Source organism: Lysobacter sp. Soil_N_51, assembly GCF_057655755.1.
In genome coordinates this window covers 255,568-272,446 of the sequence record NZ_JBDGLR010000010.1, presented here as the reverse complement: position 1 = coordinate 272,446, position 16,879 = coordinate 255,568, and the positions used below count along the sequence as shown (strand labels likewise).

Here is a 16,879-nt window from a genome sequence, read left to right as displayed (position 1 = left end):
GCCACCTCATGCAAGGGGATGTCGTTGCGCCGGTCCACGCGGGCCGCGCTCACCGCACCGGGAAGTCGAACGCGGTCTCCGGCGTGGGCTCGGGCTTGTAGGTGTAATGCCACCACTCCAGCGGATAGTTCTCGAACCCTTCGCGCCGCATCGCCGCGCGCAGCCGTTCGCGGTTGCCGCGCTGGATCGCGTTGGCATGCGGCGAATCGGTATGCGCCAGCTCGTCGAAGTAGTCGAAGCCCGTGCCCATGTCCAACAATGCGTAGCGGCCGTCGCGCAGTTCCATCAGGCTCAGGTCCAGGGTCGCGCCGCGACTGTGGCCGGAGGTCGGCGAGATGTAATCGCCAAGCAAGACGCTTTTTTCGAGTTTGGGGTAGTAACGCGACTTCGTAGCCTGATCGCCGAGATCGCCGGCCCAGCGCACGAAATCCTGCACCGCGCGCACCGGCCGATAGCAATCGAAGATATGCAGGCGCAGTCCTTGCGGGCGCAATTCACGCTCGACCCGCGCCAGCGCCTGCGCGACCGACCGGTGCAGATAGCAACCGGCGGCCTCGTAGCCGATCACCGGCCGGCCGACGAAGTTGTCGCTGCCGGCGTAGCGGATCTCCAGCGACATGTCGGGCACCAGCGAGCGGATCTCGACCATGCCCGCGGCCGCCGCATCGCTCGCGGTGGACACGCGCGGGGCGACCGCTCGCGCCGCGGCCGTGGCGACCGGCGCGGATGCGGTGGCGTCATGGCCCTTCGGTGGCAGCGCATCCGGCGAGCGCACCGCGGCGACGCAACCGATCAGCACCAGCAGCGCGCAGGCTTCAACCGCAATCGCCGATACGCGCGAACGCCAGGTCCTCGTAGTCGTAGCTGAAGTCCGCATCCGGATCGACCTTGCTCATGACAAAAGTGGCGGTGGAGCCGCTGCCGGAAAAATCAATCCAGGCCTCGGTATCGACTTCCTCGGCGTCCCAGTCGACCAGCAGGCGCGGGCCGACCCGGACGATCTTACCGGTCAGCAGCGGCGACTTGCGTGCGGCGAATTGCACATCGCGGTCTCGCCCGCAGACCCGCACCTCGCCGAACCACGGGTCGCGGTAGACGCCAAGATACGCGGCCAGTTCCTTCGACTTGACCGGCTTGCGCGCAGACGTATCCGGCGCGCGATTGCGCGCGGGCGCCTGCGCCTCGCGCGAGATCGCATCCATGTACCAGGGCGCGTCGCGCGGCGAATCCGGCGCGGTGAAGTGCTGGGTCAACATCTGATCGAACACGCCGCGCGCATCGCCGGCATCGCCGTTGATCAACACCACGAAGCCGCTGCGCTTGTCCGGCAGCAGCGTCACCAGCGAGTACATGCCCATCAAGGTACCGGTATGCGAGACCTTGAATACACCGTCGGCATCGCTCAAACGCCACCCATAACCGTAGGCGGCGAAATGAGTGTTACTCCATTCGCGCTGGCGCTGCGACACGTTCATCGGCATCTGCGCGCGCCACAGCGCCGCGCGTTGCTCGGCCGACAGCCACGGCTTGCCGTCGACACCGGCGCGCTGCGGATCGAGCCAGGCACGCAGCCAGGTCGTCATATCGTTGAGGCTGCAGCGCACTCCGCCGGCCGGGTCCATGGTCGAAGCGTCGATGCGGGCCGGGTCGCGACGCACCGCGACATAACGTCCCTCGCGTTGCGAATGCGGTTGGGCCACGTCGCCGACCGCGTCGCGATCCCACGCGCCGATCTGGCAACGCGACAAACCCAGTGGTTCGAACACTTCCCGGCGCAGCACCGTCTCGTACGGCGCCCCGCCCGCGGCGGCGGCGACTTCGCCGGCGACGATATACAGCAAATTGTCGTAGTCGTAGCGCGAACGGAAGCTGTGGATCGGCTTGAGATAACGCAGCCCATGCAGGATATCGGCGCGGCTGAAACTGTTCGGCTCGGGCCACAGCATCAGATCGCCGGCGCCCGCGCGCAGGCCGCTGTTGTGGATCAGCAGGTCGCGCACCTGCATTTCGCGGCTGACCCAATCGTCGTGCATGCGGAAATCCGGCAGGTACTTCGTCACCGGATCGTCCCAGCGCAGCTTGCCGGCATCGACCAACCGCGCCAGCGCCGCGGTGGTCATCGACTTGGTGTTCGAGGCGATCTTGAACACCGTGTCGGGACCGATCTTTCCGCCCTCGCCCGCCACGAGTTCGCCGGAGGTGCGCCGATACACGACCTCACCGTTCTCGACCACGCCGATCGCGAAACCCGGCAGCCGATAGCGCGCCTGCACATGATCGACGATGCGGTCCAGCGCCGCCTCGCGCGTCTCCCGCGCCGACGACGATGGAACGGCGAAGGCACACGTCAAAAAAACCAGGGCCGTCCACCGCAGTGAGTCGCGTCGCATCGGTGGAGGCCCTGTCGAGGTAGAGAAAGCGCGGCCCTGCGTCACGGGGCCGCCAAGGGGTCGAGGGAACGGGTGCTCAGAAATCCACGGACACGGTCAACTGGGCGTAACGCGGCGACTGATAGCCGGTGCCGTACAGGTACTGCGGGTTCTTGAAGCCGATGTCCTGTTCGTACTCGTCGTCGACTTCGATCCTGCGCTGCTGGTTGAGCAGGTTGTACACCGCCAGCTTGACCCGCAGATTGGCCTGGGCGAATTGCTGCTGATAGCTCAGGCTGGCGCCCATGTCGAAGATCCACGGCGTGCGCCCGCCCGAACCGCGGCGGCGCAGCTCGTAGGTGCGCTCGGCGAAGTTGTCGGCCTGACAGTTCGCCACGCACACATAGAAGCTGTGGTAGCTGGTGCCGTCGAACGGGCTGCCCTTGCCGAAGGCGTTGATCGGCCGGCCCGACTGTGCGTTCAAGGTCGCGCCGACCGACCAGTTGTCGTTGATCGCATACGCGCCGCGCAGCTTGATCTGGTGACGGCGATCGTTCGGCAGCGGGCCGTCGCCGTTCAAGTTCACGAACGGATTGTCGAACGACTCGGTGCGCCCGGTGTTGTCGAAACCGAAGTCGGAATTCGACGGGCCTTCGGCGTTGCCCTCGCTCTTGGACCACGTGTACGACGCGTTGAACGCCCACTTGTCGTCCCAGGCGCGGTCGAGCATGAACTCCAGCGCGCGGTAGGTGCGCTTGGGCTTGACCCAGCCGCGCTCGCCGACATAGTTGCCGTCGGCGTCGTACAGGGCCCAACCGGCGCGCGAGGTGTCGATGTTGACGTAGCCGTCGTTGACGCCGTCGCAGTTGGTGTCGGTGTACAGCTTGACCGACTTGCCGGGATTGCCCATCACATAGCCGATCTCGCCGGGCGAGCCGTTGCACAGGATGCCGTTGGAGGTGATCTCCATGTCGTCGATGGCGTTGTGCAGGCGCCGGTAGATGCCGCGCACGCCCCACGACCAGGTCTCGTCGATCATCGACTGATAACCGAGGATGGCTTCGTCCTGATAGACCGGATCGATGTCGGCGTCGACTTCGCTGCGCAGGTCGCCGACGCTGCCATCGCCCTGGCTGTTGTCGACCGGGCCGATCTGCTGGCCGAGGATCGGCCGGTAATAGGTCGAACCGTTCTTCTCGAACGCTTCCAGCCCGGCCAGCGCGTAGTAGGTGCGCTCATCGAGGAAGGCGCCGGCCTGCTTGACGTTGATCTGGTTGACGATCGGCAGGTAATAGCGGCCCACGTTGCCGAAGATCTTGGAGCGGCCGTCGCCGTTGAAGTCCCAGGAGAAACCCAGGCGCGGCGCGAGCATGTCGTCGATCTTGATGTAGGTATTGCCCTCGCCGTCCTTGTTGTCGAAGCCTTCCATGCGCACGCCGACGTTGAGCATGAAGTCGGGAGTGATCTGCCAGTTGTCTTCGATGTAATACGCCGAGTTGATCGACTCGAACGTGCCGCTGACCTCCTGCTGACGCGCGCGCACGTAGGCGTTGACCCCGGCCGGCACCACCCCGCCGTTCTCGATGGTCGTGCCCGGCGTGGTCGAGTAGATCTGGAAGAACTTGCGCGACGGGCCGGGGTAGAAGCTCTCGTTGTCGGAGGTGTTGACCTCGCGGTCCAGGCCGAAGCGCAGCAGGTGATCGCCGAGCTGCCATTCGAAATCCAGGCGCGCGGCTTCGCGCTTGTCCAGGCCCTGTTCGATCAGCGCCGAGGACACGCAGCCGATCTGCGGCAGGCCCGACACCCGGCGATCCTGCACCGCATCGCATTCCAGGTCGTTCTGGCTGCTCTGGATGCGGTCGCGCTTGTTCTCGCCGTACAAGGCCTTCATCGAGAAGTTCTCGGTGAGGTAGCCGGTGTAGGTCAGCGCCCAGTTGGTGCCGCCGGCCTCGTTGAACTGGGTGTTGATGCGATTGCCGCGGCGGCCGTTGGCCAGGTCGAACTGGTAGTTGTCGGTGGTGGTTTCGTTCTTGTCGGAGAACGCCAGGAATTCGAGCAGATGCTTGTCGCTGATCTGCCAATCCAGCTTGGTGCCCCAGAACCCCTTGTCCGATTTGCCCTTGAAGAACGTGCTGCCGGCGTCGTTGGTGTTCTCGGGCTGGTAGTCGCGGAACTCGTACATCGCATAGAAGAACAGCTTGTCCTTCACGATCGGGCCGGACGCATGGACATTGAGATTGATGCGGTCGTACTGGTCGTGGCTGCGTATGCGGAACGGATCGCCGTCGCGGTCGTAGTGGTTTTCGCCCTTCGACTGCAGCGACTTGGGCTCCCATACCAGCTCGGCGCCGTACTTGAACTCGTTGCTGCCCGACTGGGTGACCGCGTTGATCACGCCGCCGGTGGTGCGGCCGAACTCGACCGAGTAACCGCCGGTCTTGACCTGGAATTCCTTGAAGAAGCCGAACGGCACCGAGGAGAACCCGACCCGCTTGTAGAAGTCGGTGACGTTGAGGCCGTTGATGTAGACCGCGTTCTCCGACACCGAGGAACCGCCGAAGGAAGCGCCGCCGTACTGGCCCTGGATCACGCCCGGCGCGAGCAAGGCCACCGACTGCGCGTCGCGGCCGACCGGGATGCGTTCGATCTCGGCCTTGGTCACGTTGGTCGCCGACTCGGTCGAGCGCACGTCCACCGGCGAGATCACCCGCGTGCCGATCACCTGCACCGCGCCGAGGTTGGTGGCGTCGCCGAGGTTGATGTTGGCTTCGTTGCCCAGGCTGACCACGACCTCGATCGGCGCGCCGACCGCGGCGCCGTCCTTGCTCGCCTGCAATTGGTAGGTGCCGATCGGCAGGAACGGGAAGCGGTAGTTGCCGTTCGCATCGGCCTTGACCGTGCGGGTGAAACCGGTGTCGACGCTGCGCACCGTCACTTCGGCGCCGGCGGCCACCCGACCGGCGAGCGAGCCGTCGGTGTTGGCGGCCAGCGCCGGCTGCACCGCCATCGAAGCAAGGCAGATCCCCATCGCCATGCACAGTGCGGACTTACCCAAGGTCTTGCCTTTCATTGCGTACTGCCTCCCCAGAATAGTGTTGAGCGCTGCCGCCGACGCTTAGTCCTTCGTCGTCAGCACCTGCGCGCTGTAGTCGTAATCCCATTGGTCGAAGTAGAGATTTCCCCCTTCCCACTCGACCTCGCCGCGTTGCGAGTCCACCGTTTCGGAACGTTCGTGCCGCTTGGCCGGAACGAACTGCCGGCCGTAGTCGTCGTTGTAGGCGATCCGATACGCATCGAATCCGCCGAAATAGAAATTCGCCAGTTGCGGATCGGGCGAATCGAAACGGCCGGTGGTCACGTCCACCGGCACCCAGCCGTACGGGGCCAGGTACATCCAGGCCCAGTCGTGCATGTTGGTGTAGCCGTTGTCGCCGAACACCCAACCCGACTGCCAGCGCGCCGGGATGCCGTTCAGACGCAACAAGGTCATCAGCAACAAGGTCTGCTGGCCGCAGTCGGCATGGCCGGCGTGCAAGGCGTAGTCGGAGATGTTGGAGATGGTCGAGTACTCGCGCGCGCCGGCCCACGGGATGCGGTCGACCGCGGCATAGAGTTTCTGCGCGATCCGATACGGATGGGTTTCGTCGCCGACCACTTCGCGCGAGAACTTGCGCAGCGCATCGGTGTAGACGATATGCGGCGGGCGTTCGCCCAGATGATCGCGGGTCGCGTCGTTGATCGGCGCGGGCACGACCTTGTCAGGATCGATCACGCGGTACTGGCCTAACACGGTGAGCTCGTAACTGGTTTCGAACCGGGTCGGCTGTCCGGCCTTGGCGACCTGCTGCAGATAGACGGTGCGCATCGCGGTCGACTCGGGCGCGATCGTATGCGCGGCCGGCGTGCTGCTGATAAAACGAATGGCTTCCTGTTGATGCGGCAGCGCGCGCGGATACGGCAGCCAGACGCGCAGCATCTTGCCGGCCGGCACCGCATCGGCATTCACCGTCAGCGAGTGAGTGACGCGCACCCGCCGCGGCGCGGCGTAGCCCAGGCCACTGCGCAGCGCGCCATCGCGGACTTCGGCCTGATGCGCGTTCAAGGTTTCCATCGGCCCGACGCTGAGCGGCTTGGCGCCGGGCTTGCGGCGCGCCAGCGCGGCGGCGTCGAGCCGGAACAGGTTCGACGGCGCGCGCTGGAAGTAGCGCTTGTCGCCGTCGATGATCATGTATTCGAGCAGGCCGCGCCGATCCCATTCTTCGAACTCGGCATCGCGCAGGTCCGGGATCTGTTCGCGCAGCTTGGCCTTGGCCTGGGCTTGGTCGAGGGTGAAATCCAGACGGATGCGACGCATGCGTTCGACCTGCTCGTCCAGCGCGCGGCGCTGGTCGGCATCCAGATTCGGCCGAGCGCGCGCCTGGGCGATGCCGGCGCGCGCGCCTTCGAAGTGGCCGACGTCAATCAACGACACGATCGCGGCGAGGCGTTCGTCGGCGTCGCGGCGTTGTTCCTGTGCATGCACCGAACCGATCTGCGTGCTCAGCACCAGCGCCGGCAGCGCGAACATCAGCCCGAGCGCAAGCGCGGCCGCGCGGCCACGCCGCGAAAACGAGACGATGGCCCGCGCACGGGGAGCGATAAACAGCAGGTCAGTCACGGGATCCATACCTGGTGTCACCCATGCGGGGCCATCGGTTCATGGCTGTGTAACATGAGTGGCACAGGTGGTCAATAAATTATTCCCTATCTACTTTTACAAGGAAGTATGTATTCTGCGGTTCGACCCGCTGGCGCCGCGTGCGCGACCGGGTCGGTGCCGGACGACCGGCATCGAGCCTGTGACGGCGCGCGGCCGGGCCGCGCAGCCGCCGGAGCATGACGCGATGGGTACCGCAGCAAGCCGCAACCTCGCCTTGATCGCCCGCAGCCATCGCGGTGTCGCGAGCGCATTCGTTCGCTGCGCTGCAGCACCGCGTTCAGGCGCGCCCCTCGCGATCCGCATCGCCGCCGCATGCCTGAGCGCGGTCTTGCTGTTGCCGGCCTGCGCGTTCGCGCGCAGCGCGACCGCCGCTGCCGCCTCGGGCATTCCCGCGACCGGCGTGATCGGCATCGAGGAGGGGCAATTGAACGCCGACTACTGGATTCGCCAACAGAGCAAGCCCGACGCGACGATCCTCGACCCGCGCGCGATCGCCGCGCAAAACCAGCGCCTGCACGAACTCGATGCATCGGTGCACGACATCGAGCATCTGCCCGCGCGCCTGAGCCAGGCGCAGGTGCGCGAGCGGATCGAGGCGATGTCGCAGCCGCGCGAGGAAACCCTGTACGACGAACGCGGCGAGGAAATTCCCGCCGCCACCCTCGCCGCGCTCGGCGACAACCTCGCGCTGGATGCGATTCCCGCCGATCAGGCCACGCGCTACGGCATGGTGGTGCGCCGCGCCGACCTGCGCACCTTCCCGACCCGATTGCGCGTGTTCAACGCCAAGGGCGACAGCGACATCGACCGGTTCCAGGAAAGCGCATTGTTCCCCGGCACGCCGGTGGCGATCGTGCATGCCAGCAAGGATGGCAAGTACTGGTTCGTGGTCAGCCCGCTGTACGCGGCCTGGGTCGAGAAGGACCGCGTCGCCGAAGGCGCGAAGGCGGCGATCTTCGGCTACACCCGCAAGACCCCGTATCTGGTGGTGACCGGCGCGAGCGCGCGCACCGTGCACACGCCCGAGCAGCCCGGCGTGTCCGACGTGCAGTTGGAAATGGGCGTGCGCGTGCCGCTGCTCGCCGACTGGCCCAGCGACAAGCCGGTCAACGGCCAGCACCACTACGCTTCGCACGTGATCGAGCTGCCGTACCGCGACGCTCAAGGCCGCCTGCAATTCTCGCCCGCGCTGCTGCCGCGCACCGCCGACATCTCGGCCGATTATCTGCCGCTGACCCAGGCCAACCTGGTGCGTCAGGGCTTCAAGTTCTTCGGCGAACGCTACGGCTGGGGCCATTCGTACAACACCCGCGATTGCAGCGGCTTCGTCTCCGAGATCTACCGCAGCTTCGGCGTGCAGTTGCCGCGCAACACCCGCGACCAGGCGGTCAGCCCGGCCTACAACCGCATCGATCTGGCCGAAGGCCTGAGCCACGAGGAGCGGCTGAAGATCGTCAAGCGCCTGGAAGTCGGCGACCTGATCTACATCCCCGGCCACGTCATGATGGTGGTCGGCCACGAAGACGGCTGGCCGTACGTGATCCACGACACCACCGGCATCACCTTCCGCGACCGCACCGGTGAACTGGCGCGGGTCCATCTCAACGGCGTGTCGGTGACCCCGCTGGTGCCGCTGCTGTTCAACCGCGAGCAGCCGACCGTGGACCGGATCACCAGCATTCAACGTATACGTCCTTGAGGCGACACTGCATGCCCGCGACCGCAGCGCCGTGTTCGCCTCATCGGGCCGATCGAACTCCGCCCGGCCCGCCGCGCTCCCATCACCGAATCACGATGAAACAAGCCAAGCCAACGACCACATGAAGATCACCGACATCCGATTCGGCATGCTGCGGGTCCCGCTCAAGACCCCGTTCAAGACCGCGCTGCGCACGGTCGACACGGTCGAGGACATCGTCATCACCATCCACACCGACACCGGCCACGTCGGTTATGGCGAAGCGCCGGCCACCGCGGTGATCACCGGCGACACCCACGGCTCGATCGTGGAAGCGATCCGCAAATTCATCTCGCCACGCCTGATCGGCCAGGAGATCGCCAACCTCAACCGCATCACCGGGCTGATCCAGGGCTCGCTGGAAAAGAACTCCAGCGCCAAGGCCGCAGTCGAGATCGCGGTCTACGACCTGTGGGGCCAGCTGTACGGCGCGCCGCTGTACAAGATGCTCGGCGGCGGCGATCCGGTGATCACCACCGACCTGACCATCAGCGTCGACTACATCGAGAAGATGGTCGCCGACTCGATCGCCGCGGTCGATCGCGGTTTCGAATCGCTGAAGATCAAGGTCGGCAAGGACATCGGCGTCGACATCGAACGGGTCAAGGCGATCTACGCCGCGGTCGAGGGCCGCGCGCTGCTGCGCCTGGACGCCAACCAGGGCTGGACCGCGAAACAGGCCGTGTACGCGCTGCAGACGCTGGAAGACGCGGGCGTGCGGCTGGAACTGGTCGAGCAACCGGTCAAGGCGCAGGACCTGGACGGGATGAAGTACGTCACCGACCGCGTCCACACCCCGATCATGGCCGACGAAAGCGTGTTCGGCCCGGCCGAGGTGATCGACCTGATCCGCATGCGCGCGGCCGACATCATCAACATCAAGCTGATGAAGACCGGCGGGCTGTCCAAGGCGATCCAGATCGCCGACATCTGCGCGATGTACGGGGTCGAATGCATGATCGGCTGCATGATCGAGACGTCCATCTCGGTCGCCGCCGCGGTGCATCTGGCGGTGGCCAAGTCGAACGTGATCACCAAGGTCGACCTCGACGGGCCGTCGCTGTGCGCGTTCAACCCGGTCGATGGCGGAGTGATCTTCAACGAGTCCGAAATTACCGTGACCGACGCCCCGGGCCTGGGCATCCGCGAAATCCGCGGGCTCGAACCGCTGACCGCGAGCGCCGCCTGAGCATGCTCGCCGCGGCAGGCCCTCGCGAAGCCCTCGCGCGGCCGGCCGTGAAGCCGGCTACGCTGTAGCCTTCCGCCGCGCCCGGGACCGGACCCCTGCCGATGTCGCCACTGCTCAAGATCCGCTCAGAACGCGACCAGATGTCGGCGATCGAGCGCCGCATCGCCGACTACCTGCTGGAGAACGCGCACCTGCTGCGCGACTACTCCTCGCAGCAGTTGGCCAACGCGCTCGGCATCAGCCAGTCCAGCGTGGTCAAGTTCAGCCAGAAACTCGGTTTCAAGGGTTATCCGGACCTCAAGTATTCGATCGGCGAGGCGGTCGCGCGCGGCGACGGCCACGACGACAACGGCGCCGCCGTGGCCGCGCCGAGCGATCCGCACGCGGCCCTGGCCGAGCGGCTGTGGCACGGCAAGGCGCGGGCCGAAGAGGAAACCCGGCTGATCAACCCGCCCGAGCGCATCGACGCGATCGCCGAACTGATCCAGGACGCGCGCCGTGTGTTCATCATCGGCCTGGGCGAGGACGGTATTCCGGCGCGCGCGCTGGCGATGAAGCTGGCGATGATCGGTATCCTCAGCGTCCACCATTTCGATCCGGTGCTGATGGCCGCGAGCACCGCGACCGCGACCGCCGACGACGTGCTGCTGGTGTTCTCCGAGCAAGGCAAGCTGACCTCGCTATGCCATCTGGCGCGGACCTTCGGCGAAGCCGGCGGCAAGATCGTGTCGGTGACCCGGCACACGCCCAATCCGCTGCGCGCGCATGCGGATTTTTCGCTGCTGGTGTCGGCGCACGACGAGCGCGCGCATGTCGAGCCGCTGCTGTACCAATCGGCGCTGCAGCACCTGCTCGATCTGATCTTCATTCTGCTGTGCGAACGCGGCCAGGGCCGCCTGAGCCAGCTCGACAGCAACGCCGAACGCATCCAGGACATGCTCGATACCTGAGCGCGGGGATGCAATGGCCAGCGAGGACGCGACATGGGCGGGATCGAAACGCTGCACCGATCGAACGACGCGTCGAACGCGGCGCACGGCCTGCGCCGATACTTCCGTCTCGCCCTGTTCGCGATAGCCGCCGCCGTGACCACCGCCTGCGCCGGCCTGGGCAACGACCGTGTTCCCGACGGCCCGGCGCAGGCGCAGCAACTGGTCCTGGTCACCACCGCCGACTGGGATGCGAACCAGGGTCGGATGCAGCGCTTCGAACGCGCCGGCGGGCAGTGGCACGCGGTCGGCGATGCCGGCGCGGTCACCATCGGCCGTGCCGGTTCGGCCTGGGGCCTGGGCCTGCACGCGCCGCAGACCGACGGACCGAGCAAGCGCGAAGGCGACGGCCGCGCGCCGGCCGGGATGTTCCGCATCGGCACCGCGTTCGGTTACGCCGACAATGTCGCCACCGCCCTGCCCTATGCGGCGACGAGCGCGTCGGATTACTGCATCGATGTCAGCCAGTCGCCGCTGTACAACCGCATCGTCGACGCCGACGAGGTCGGCGCGGCCGCGATCGAAGGTTCGACCGAACCGATGCGCCGCGACCTGCACGCCGACGGCGATCAGCGTTACCGCCAGGGCTTCGTGATCGAGCACAACGCCTCACGCGTGCCCGGCGCGGGCAGTTGCATCTTCGCCCACCTGTGGAAAGCGCCCGGCGAAACCACCGCCGGCTGCACCGCGATGGACGATGCGCGCATGAGCCAGCTGCTGGCGTGGTTGAAGCCGCAGGCGCAGCCGGTGTTCGTGTTGTTGCCGCGGGCGGAGTATCAAAAGCTGTGGAAGTCGTGGGGGTTGCCGCCGCCGGCGGATGCGTCGTGAGCGAAGTGCCACGGTCGCGGCTTACGCCGCTCCTACAGTCGGATACGTAGCCCAACCAGCCCCCTGTAGGAGCGGCGTAAGCCGCGACCACGCCACCGCGCCCCGCGACGCAGGCACGATGCTGAAGTCGTAACTCCGACTCCCAACTCGCCACTCGCGGGCCGCGAACAACGGCCCGCGACCCGCTTCGCCTCAGGAGGCAGCCTTACCCTTGCCCGCCTTCTTCTGCGCGGCCTTGGCCCGGCTCTCCTCGATAAACCGATCCACCCGCCGCTCCAGCACCGGCAACGGCACCGAACCCAGCGCCAGGATCGCGTCGTGGAACGCGCGGATGTCGAAGTCCGACCCCAGCGCCTTCTCGGCCTTTTCGCGCGACCGCACGATGCTCATCTCGCCCAGGTAATACGACAGCGCCTGCCCCGGCCAACCGATGTAACGATCCACCTCGGTCTCGATTTCGTGCTCGCTCAGCGCGGTGTTGTCGCGCAGGAACGCCTGCGCCTGTTCGCGCGTCCAGCCCAGGTGATGGATGCCGGTGTCGACCACCAGCCGGCTCGCGCGCCACATCTGATAGGTCAGGTAACCGAAGTAATCGTAAGGCGTGTCGTACAGCCCCATCTCGATGCCGAGCTTTTCCGAATACAGCGCCCAACCCTCGCCATACGCGGAGATATAGGTGTAACGGCGGAAATCCGGCAGGCCTTCGTGTTCGGCCGCCAGCGAGGTCTGCAGCGAATGACCCGGCGCGGATTCGTGCAAGGTCAGCGCCGGCAGATTGAACAGCGGACGCGACGGCAGGTCGTAGGTGTTGAGCAGGTACACGTCGCGACCGCCACGGCCGGCAGTGTAGAACGGCGCCAGGTCCGGCGGCACCGGACGGATCGCGAAACGCTGGCGCGGCAGCAGGCCGATGTAGTTGCCGATCTCGCCGTCGACGCGCTTGGCCAGCCACGAGGCGCGCATCAGCAACTCGTCGCCGGTCTTGGGATAGAACTTGGGATCGGTGCGCAGGTGATGCAGGAACTCGGGGAACGTACCCTTGAACCCGGTCTTGACGATGGTCTCGTCCATCTGCGCGCGGATCTTGGCGACCTCCTCCACGCCGATCTTGTGAATCTCCGCCGGCGACAGATCCAGCGTGGTGAATTCGCGGATCTTCGCGCGGTACAGCGCCTTGCCGTCGGGCATCGCCTCCGCGGCCAGGGTGGTGCGCGCCTGCTGCATGTATTCGTTCTGCATGAACGCAAGCAGCTTGCGATAGGCCGGCAGCACCGCTTCGTCGATCGCCTTGGCCGCCTGCGCGCGCAGTCGCGCCTGTTCGGCGGCGGGAATATTCGCCGGCATCTGCTTGAACGGGGTGTACAGCAGATTGTCCTCGAGCTTGGCGTCGACCACTTCCTTGATCGACACGTCGCGGCCGGTCAGGGTCACCCGCGGCACGCTGTAGCCGCGCTTGAGGCCGTCGCGCATGTTGCTGATCTGATCGTCGAAGTAACGCGGGATGTCGCGCAGCTTGCCGATGTAGCGTTCGTAGCCGACGACATCGCGGATCGGCCGGCGCGCGCCGAAACCCAGATTGGTCCAGAACGCGCTGTCGCTGTTGAACGGCATTTCCCAGTCGCGCAGCCGCTGATTGGCGAGCAGGCTCTGGATCTGCTGGCGAAACACTTCGTAGTTGACCTGATCCTCGTCGCCGAGCGCGGCCTTGTCGATCGCGTCGAGCTCGCTCATCACCTGCGCCCAATAACGCTCGCGCATCGCCTGGGTGGCCAGATCGACCTTGGGCAGGCGCGAGGCCGGCTGGCCCTGCACGTCCTCGTCGTCGCCGCCGGCGAACTGGGCCTGGCGCCACTTCCATTCGCGCGTGTACAGCGCTTTGAAGCGGGTGGCGGCCTCGCTGCTCGCGGTGATCGCGGCGGCGGCGGCCTGGGTGGGCGTCGCTTCGGCGGCGACGGCCGGGGTCAGGTTCAGGCCGAGCGCGAGCGCGGCGGTCAACACGGCCAAGGGCGCAGCGGACAGGTGTACGCGGGCGTAGCGGGAGCGGTTCGAGGTCATCGCAAGACTCGGATGGGTTGCGGACGGGTGTCGGCCATCATGCGGCAAAGCGCGCGGCCGCGGATGTGCCTGAAGTGTCTGCCGCCGGGCCGGCCGATCGCTCCGGGAACGACGCCGCGGCCGTCGTGCCGTGTCTCGATACCGCCGAGGGCGACGGCGCCGGACAGGCGACCGTCGCCATGAACTCGCGCGGGCCGACGATGCATGAATTTAGTCCATGAACGGCCGATCGATCGCCAGCGACGGCGGCGTGAACCAGGCCGCGCCATCTTCGGTGACGTAGAAATGATCTTCCAGGCGCACGCCGAAACGATCGGGCACCACGATCATCGGCTCGTTCGAACAGCAGTTGCCCGGCTCCAGGCCGCGGGTATTGCCGCGCACCAGATACGGCGCTTCGTGCACGCTCATGCCGCAGCCGTGACCGGTGCGATGCGGCAGGCCGGGCAAGCGGTAATCCGGCCCCAGGCCGCCGCGTTCTAGCACCTCGCGCGCGGCGCGATCGACCGCCTCGCCGCTGACGCCGGGACGCACCGCCGCGAACGCGGCCTGTTGCGCGGCCAGTTCCAGGTCCCAGATCCGCTGCTGCTGCGCGTCGGCGCGTCCGCAGATGTAAGTGCGGGTGATGTCGGACTGATAGCCCTGCACCGCGCAGCCCGTGTCGATCAGCACCAGTTCGCCCTCGCGCAGAGTCTGTTCGCCGGGAATGCCGTGCGGATACGCGGTGGCCTGGCCGAATTGGACGATGCAGAAGGTCGAGCCGTTGTCGGCGCCGAACGCGCGATGCGCTTCATCGATGAAGCGGCGTAGTTGAGTGGTGGTGACGCCGGGCTCGGCCAGGCCGGCGGCGAGGCGATGGGCCTGCAGGGTCATCGCGGTCGCCTGCTTCATCAACGCCAGTTCGGCCGGGGTTTTGGCCGCGCGGCAGCCATCGACGATGATGCTCGCATCGCTGAGGTCCAGCGCGGGCGCCGCCGCGCGCAGGCCGGTGAAGATCGCGAACGCCGCCGCCGGGTCCAGCGCCAGCCGGCTCGCGCCGCGGCTGCGCAGTCCGTCGACCACCAATGCGTACGGGTCTTCGTGTTCCTCCCAGTAGCGCGGCTGCGCCGGGATCTTCAACTCGTGCGCGAGCGAGCCGGATTCGAATCCCGGGCAGATCAACAGCGGATCGCCGTCCAGAGTCAGCAACATCGCGACCAGGCGCTCGCTCGCGCCCCAGGTGATGCCGGTGAAGTAACGCAGCGAAGTGCCGGCGCCGATCAACAACGCATCGCGCCCGTTCGCGCGCAGCAAGGCGCGCGCGCGTTCGATCCGCTGTTGATATTCGCCCTCGCCGATCGCCGGCGCGCGCTGCGTCCATGGGCCAAGTTGCGCGCGCGCCTGCTCCAGGCTCAGGCCGCCGATCTGCGATGCGCCGCGATTCATGTCGATGCTCCGATGTCGTCCGTTCGCCATTGTCCGTCGATGCAACGCGCCACCCCGCCGGGATTGCGGTCGCGCAGTTCCGGCGGCAGCAACGCGTCGTCGATCTGATCGTAGCAATGCAGCGCGGCGAAGCGCCGGATCGCCGCCGGCAGACCGACCGACGTAAAGCCCGGATGGCCGGTGCTCGGATACGGCCCGCCATGATTCATCGCCGCGCTGACCGCGACCCCGGTTGGCATGCGGTTGCCGATCAGCCGGCCCACGCGCGGCCGCAGTTGTACGGCCAACGCGGCTTGCACGTAGGCATCGTCGCCCGAGGCATAGATCGTCGCGGTCAGATTGCCTTCCAGGTTTTGCGCGATCGACAACATGTCGTAGTAATCGTCGCGCGTGCGCACGATCAGGCTGGCCGGCCCGAACGCCTCGCCGCGCAGACGCGCATCGGCGATGAAGGCTTCGGCGTCGATCGACCACAGCGCCGGCTGCACGCGATAACCCGCGTCGGCCGACTCCGCGCCGCCGCCGATCAGGCTCGCACCGGCCGCTCGCCACTGCGCCGTCGATTCGCGGAAGTGCTCGACCACGCCTTGGGAAAACAGCACGCCGGCCGGCGCCTGCGCGAACAAGGCCGCGGCCGCGTCGACGAAGGCATCGCCGAGCTCGCCGCGCGCGACCACCACCACGCCGGGATTGGTGCAGAACTGGCCGGCGCCCATCGTGCAGGACGCGAAGAACTCCTGCGCCAAAGCCGCGCCGCGTTCGCGCAAGGCGCCGGGCAGCACGAACACCGGGTTGATGCTCGACAGTTCCAGATACGCCGGCACGCCGGCCGCATCGGCCGCCGCCTTCAACGCCAACCCGGCACGACGGCTGCCGGTGAACGCCAGCGCGCCCAAGCGCGCGTCGCCGGCCAGTTGCAGGCCCAGCTCGGGCGGCAGGTGATACAGCAGCTGCAAGGCCGCGGCCGGCAAACCGGCCTGCGCCATCGCGCGATGCGCGAGTTCGGCCAGACGCTGGCTGGTCGCCGGATGCGAGGGATGAACCTTGGCGATCACTGGATTGCGCGCCGCGATCGCCGAGGCGAAATCGCTGCCGGCCACCGCGTTGAAGGCGAACGGGAAATTGTTCGGCCCGAACACCAGCACAGGCTTGTGCAGCGGCGCCAGATGGCTGCGCAGGCCGGCCGCGGTATCGATCGTCGGCTGGGTCCAGGAGCGCTCGCGCACCGCGCGCGCGGCCTGACGCAACTGTCCGGTGGTGCGCGGCAGTTCGACCTTGGCCAGGCGCGGCTCGATCGGCAGCGCGGTTTCCAGATGCGCGAGCGCGACCAGATCGGCCGCGTCGTGCTCGATCGCCAGCGCATACGCATCGAGGAAGTCGGCGATTTGCTGCGGATCGCAAGCGGCCAGTTCGTCGGCGACCGCCGCCGCCGAGGCCAGCGCGGCCTCGACATCGCCCGCGCCGGATATCGGAAACGCCGGCCCGACCGCTTCGCCGAGCGTCGGATCGAAGCCGCGGAAGTCGCCGCCGGCATCGCGCGATGCCTGCCAGCGGCCCTCGATCAATACCGGCGCGCGCGCGCTCACC

The 16,879-nt window shown here is 67.0% G+C and carries 11 protein-coding genes; 4 read left to right on the top strand and 7 right to left on the bottom strand.

Annotation, left to right across the window (positions count from 1 at the left end; genetic code table 11):
• Nucleotides 1-49: 49 nt before the first annotated feature.
• From AC3A4T_RS20535 to AC3A4T_RS20520, 4 genes are all read right to left on the bottom strand, one after another.
• The gene (locus tag AC3A4T_RS20535; RefSeq protein ID WP_487677081.1) at nucleotides 50-877 is read right to left on the bottom strand and encodes a M15 family metallopeptidase; all 828 of its coding nucleotides are present in this window, start codon (nucleotides 875-877) and stop codon (nucleotides 50-52) included.
• A complete protein-coding gene (locus AC3A4T_RS20530) occupies nucleotides 816-2,351 on the bottom strand; it encodes a serine hydrolase domain-containing protein (protein ID WP_487677080.1) in 1,536 nt (511 codons plus the stop codon). Before AC3A4T_RS20530 ends, AC3A4T_RS20535 begins: the two co-directional genes overlap by 62 nt.
• Before the next feature lie 115 nt (nucleotides 2,352-2,466).
• Nucleotides 2,467-5,439 carry a TonB-dependent receptor gene (locus AC3A4T_RS20525; protein ID WP_487677079.1) on the bottom strand — a complete coding sequence of 991 codons (2,973 nt, stop codon included), beginning with the start codon at nucleotides 5,437-5,439 and terminating at the stop codon, nucleotides 2,467-2,469.
• 45 nt (nucleotides 5,440-5,484) lie between these two features.
• Nucleotides 5,485-6,936: a transglutaminase-like domain-containing protein gene (locus tag AC3A4T_RS20520; RefSeq protein ID WP_487677110.1), complete on the bottom strand. Its 1,452-nt coding sequence runs from the start codon at nucleotides 6,934-6,936 to the stop codon at nucleotides 5,485-5,487.
• Between the two features lie 316 nt (nucleotides 6,937-7,252).
• Between AC3A4T_RS20520 and AC3A4T_RS20515 the strand changes: the two genes are divergently transcribed.
• The 4 genes from AC3A4T_RS20515 (at nucleotide 7,253) to AC3A4T_RS20500 (ending at nucleotide 11,812) form a co-directional block, all read left to right on the top strand.
• Nucleotides 7,253-8,767 carry a C40 family peptidase gene (locus AC3A4T_RS20515; protein ID WP_487677078.1) on the top strand — a complete coding sequence of 505 codons (1,515 nt, stop codon included), beginning with the start codon at nucleotides 7,253-7,255 and terminating at the stop codon, nucleotides 8,765-8,767.
• A 121-nt stretch (nucleotides 8,768-8,888) separates the two neighbouring features.
• Nucleotides 8,889-9,995 carry a dipeptide epimerase gene (locus AC3A4T_RS20510; protein WP_036113525.1) on the top strand — a complete coding sequence of 369 codons (1,107 nt, stop codon included), beginning with the start codon at nucleotides 8,889-8,891 and terminating at the stop codon, nucleotides 9,993-9,995.
• A gap of 101 nt (nucleotides 9,996-10,096) precedes the next feature.
• Nucleotides 10,097-10,945, top strand: coding sequence for a MurR/RpiR family transcriptional regulator (locus tag AC3A4T_RS20505; RefSeq protein ID WP_487677077.1), 849 nt, complete (start codon nucleotides 10,097-10,099; stop codon nucleotides 10,943-10,945).
• A gap of 42 nt (nucleotides 10,946-10,987) precedes the next feature.
• On the top strand, nucleotides 10,988-11,812 hold the full coding sequence (locus tag AC3A4T_RS20500; protein WP_487677109.1) for a L,D-transpeptidase family protein: 825 nt from the start codon (nucleotides 10,988-10,990) through the stop codon (nucleotides 11,810-11,812).
• A 192-nt stretch (nucleotides 11,813-12,004) separates the two neighbouring features.
• Here AC3A4T_RS20500 and AC3A4T_RS20495 read toward each other — a convergent pair whose 3' ends face one another.
• The 3 genes from AC3A4T_RS20495 to AC3A4T_RS20485 form a co-directional block, all read right to left on the bottom strand.
• On the bottom strand, nucleotides 12,005-13,867 hold the full coding sequence (locus AC3A4T_RS20495) for a DUF885 domain-containing protein (protein ID WP_487677076.1): 1,863 nt from the start codon (nucleotides 13,865-13,867) through the stop codon (nucleotides 12,005-12,007).
• Nucleotides 13,868-14,077: 210 nt separating this feature from the next.
• A complete protein-coding gene (locus AC3A4T_RS20490) occupies nucleotides 14,078-15,292 on the bottom strand; it encodes a M24 family metallopeptidase (RefSeq protein ID WP_487677075.1) in 1,215 nt (404 codons plus the stop codon).
• Nucleotides 15,289-16,878, bottom strand: coding sequence for an aldehyde dehydrogenase family protein (locus tag AC3A4T_RS20485; protein ID WP_487677074.1), 1,590 nt, complete (start codon nucleotides 16,876-16,878; stop codon nucleotides 15,289-15,291). The genes AC3A4T_RS20490 and AC3A4T_RS20485 overlap by 4 nt, the downstream gene beginning before the upstream one ends.
• Nucleotide 16,879: the final 1 nt, after the last annotated feature.

Excerpts from the sequence above, each read along its gene's own strand:
- AC3A4T_RS20535 (WP_487677081.1), bottom strand. The coding sequence starts at position 877 with ATGCGGACTTCAGCTACGACTACGAGGACCTGGCGTTCGCGCGTATCG.
- AC3A4T_RS20525 (WP_487677079.1), bottom strand. The coding sequence starts at position 5,439 with ATGAAAGGCAAGACCTTGGGTAAGTCCGCACTGTGCATGGCGATGGGG.
- AC3A4T_RS20520 (WP_487677110.1), bottom strand. The coding sequence starts at position 6,936 with ATGTTCGCGCTGCCGGCGCTGGTGCTGAGCACGCAGATCGGTTCGGTG.
- AC3A4T_RS20515 (WP_487677078.1), top strand. The coding sequence starts at position 7,253 with ATGGGTACCGCAGCAAGCCGCAACCTCGCCTTGATCGCCCGCAGCCAT.
- AC3A4T_RS20510 (WP_036113525.1), top strand. The coding sequence starts at position 8,889 with ATGAAGATCACCGACATCCGATTCGGCATGCTGCGGGTCCCGCTCAAG.
- AC3A4T_RS20505 (WP_487677077.1), top strand. The coding sequence starts at position 10,097 with ATGTCGCCACTGCTCAAGATCCGCTCAGAACGCGACCAGATGTCGGCG.
- AC3A4T_RS20495 (WP_487677076.1), bottom strand. The coding sequence starts at position 13,867 with ATGACCTCGAACCGCTCCCGCTACGCCCGCGTACACCTGTCCGCTGCG.
- AC3A4T_RS20490 (WP_487677075.1), bottom strand. The coding sequence starts at position 15,292 with ATGAATCGCGGCGCATCGCAGATCGGCGGCCTGAGCCTGGAGCAGGCG.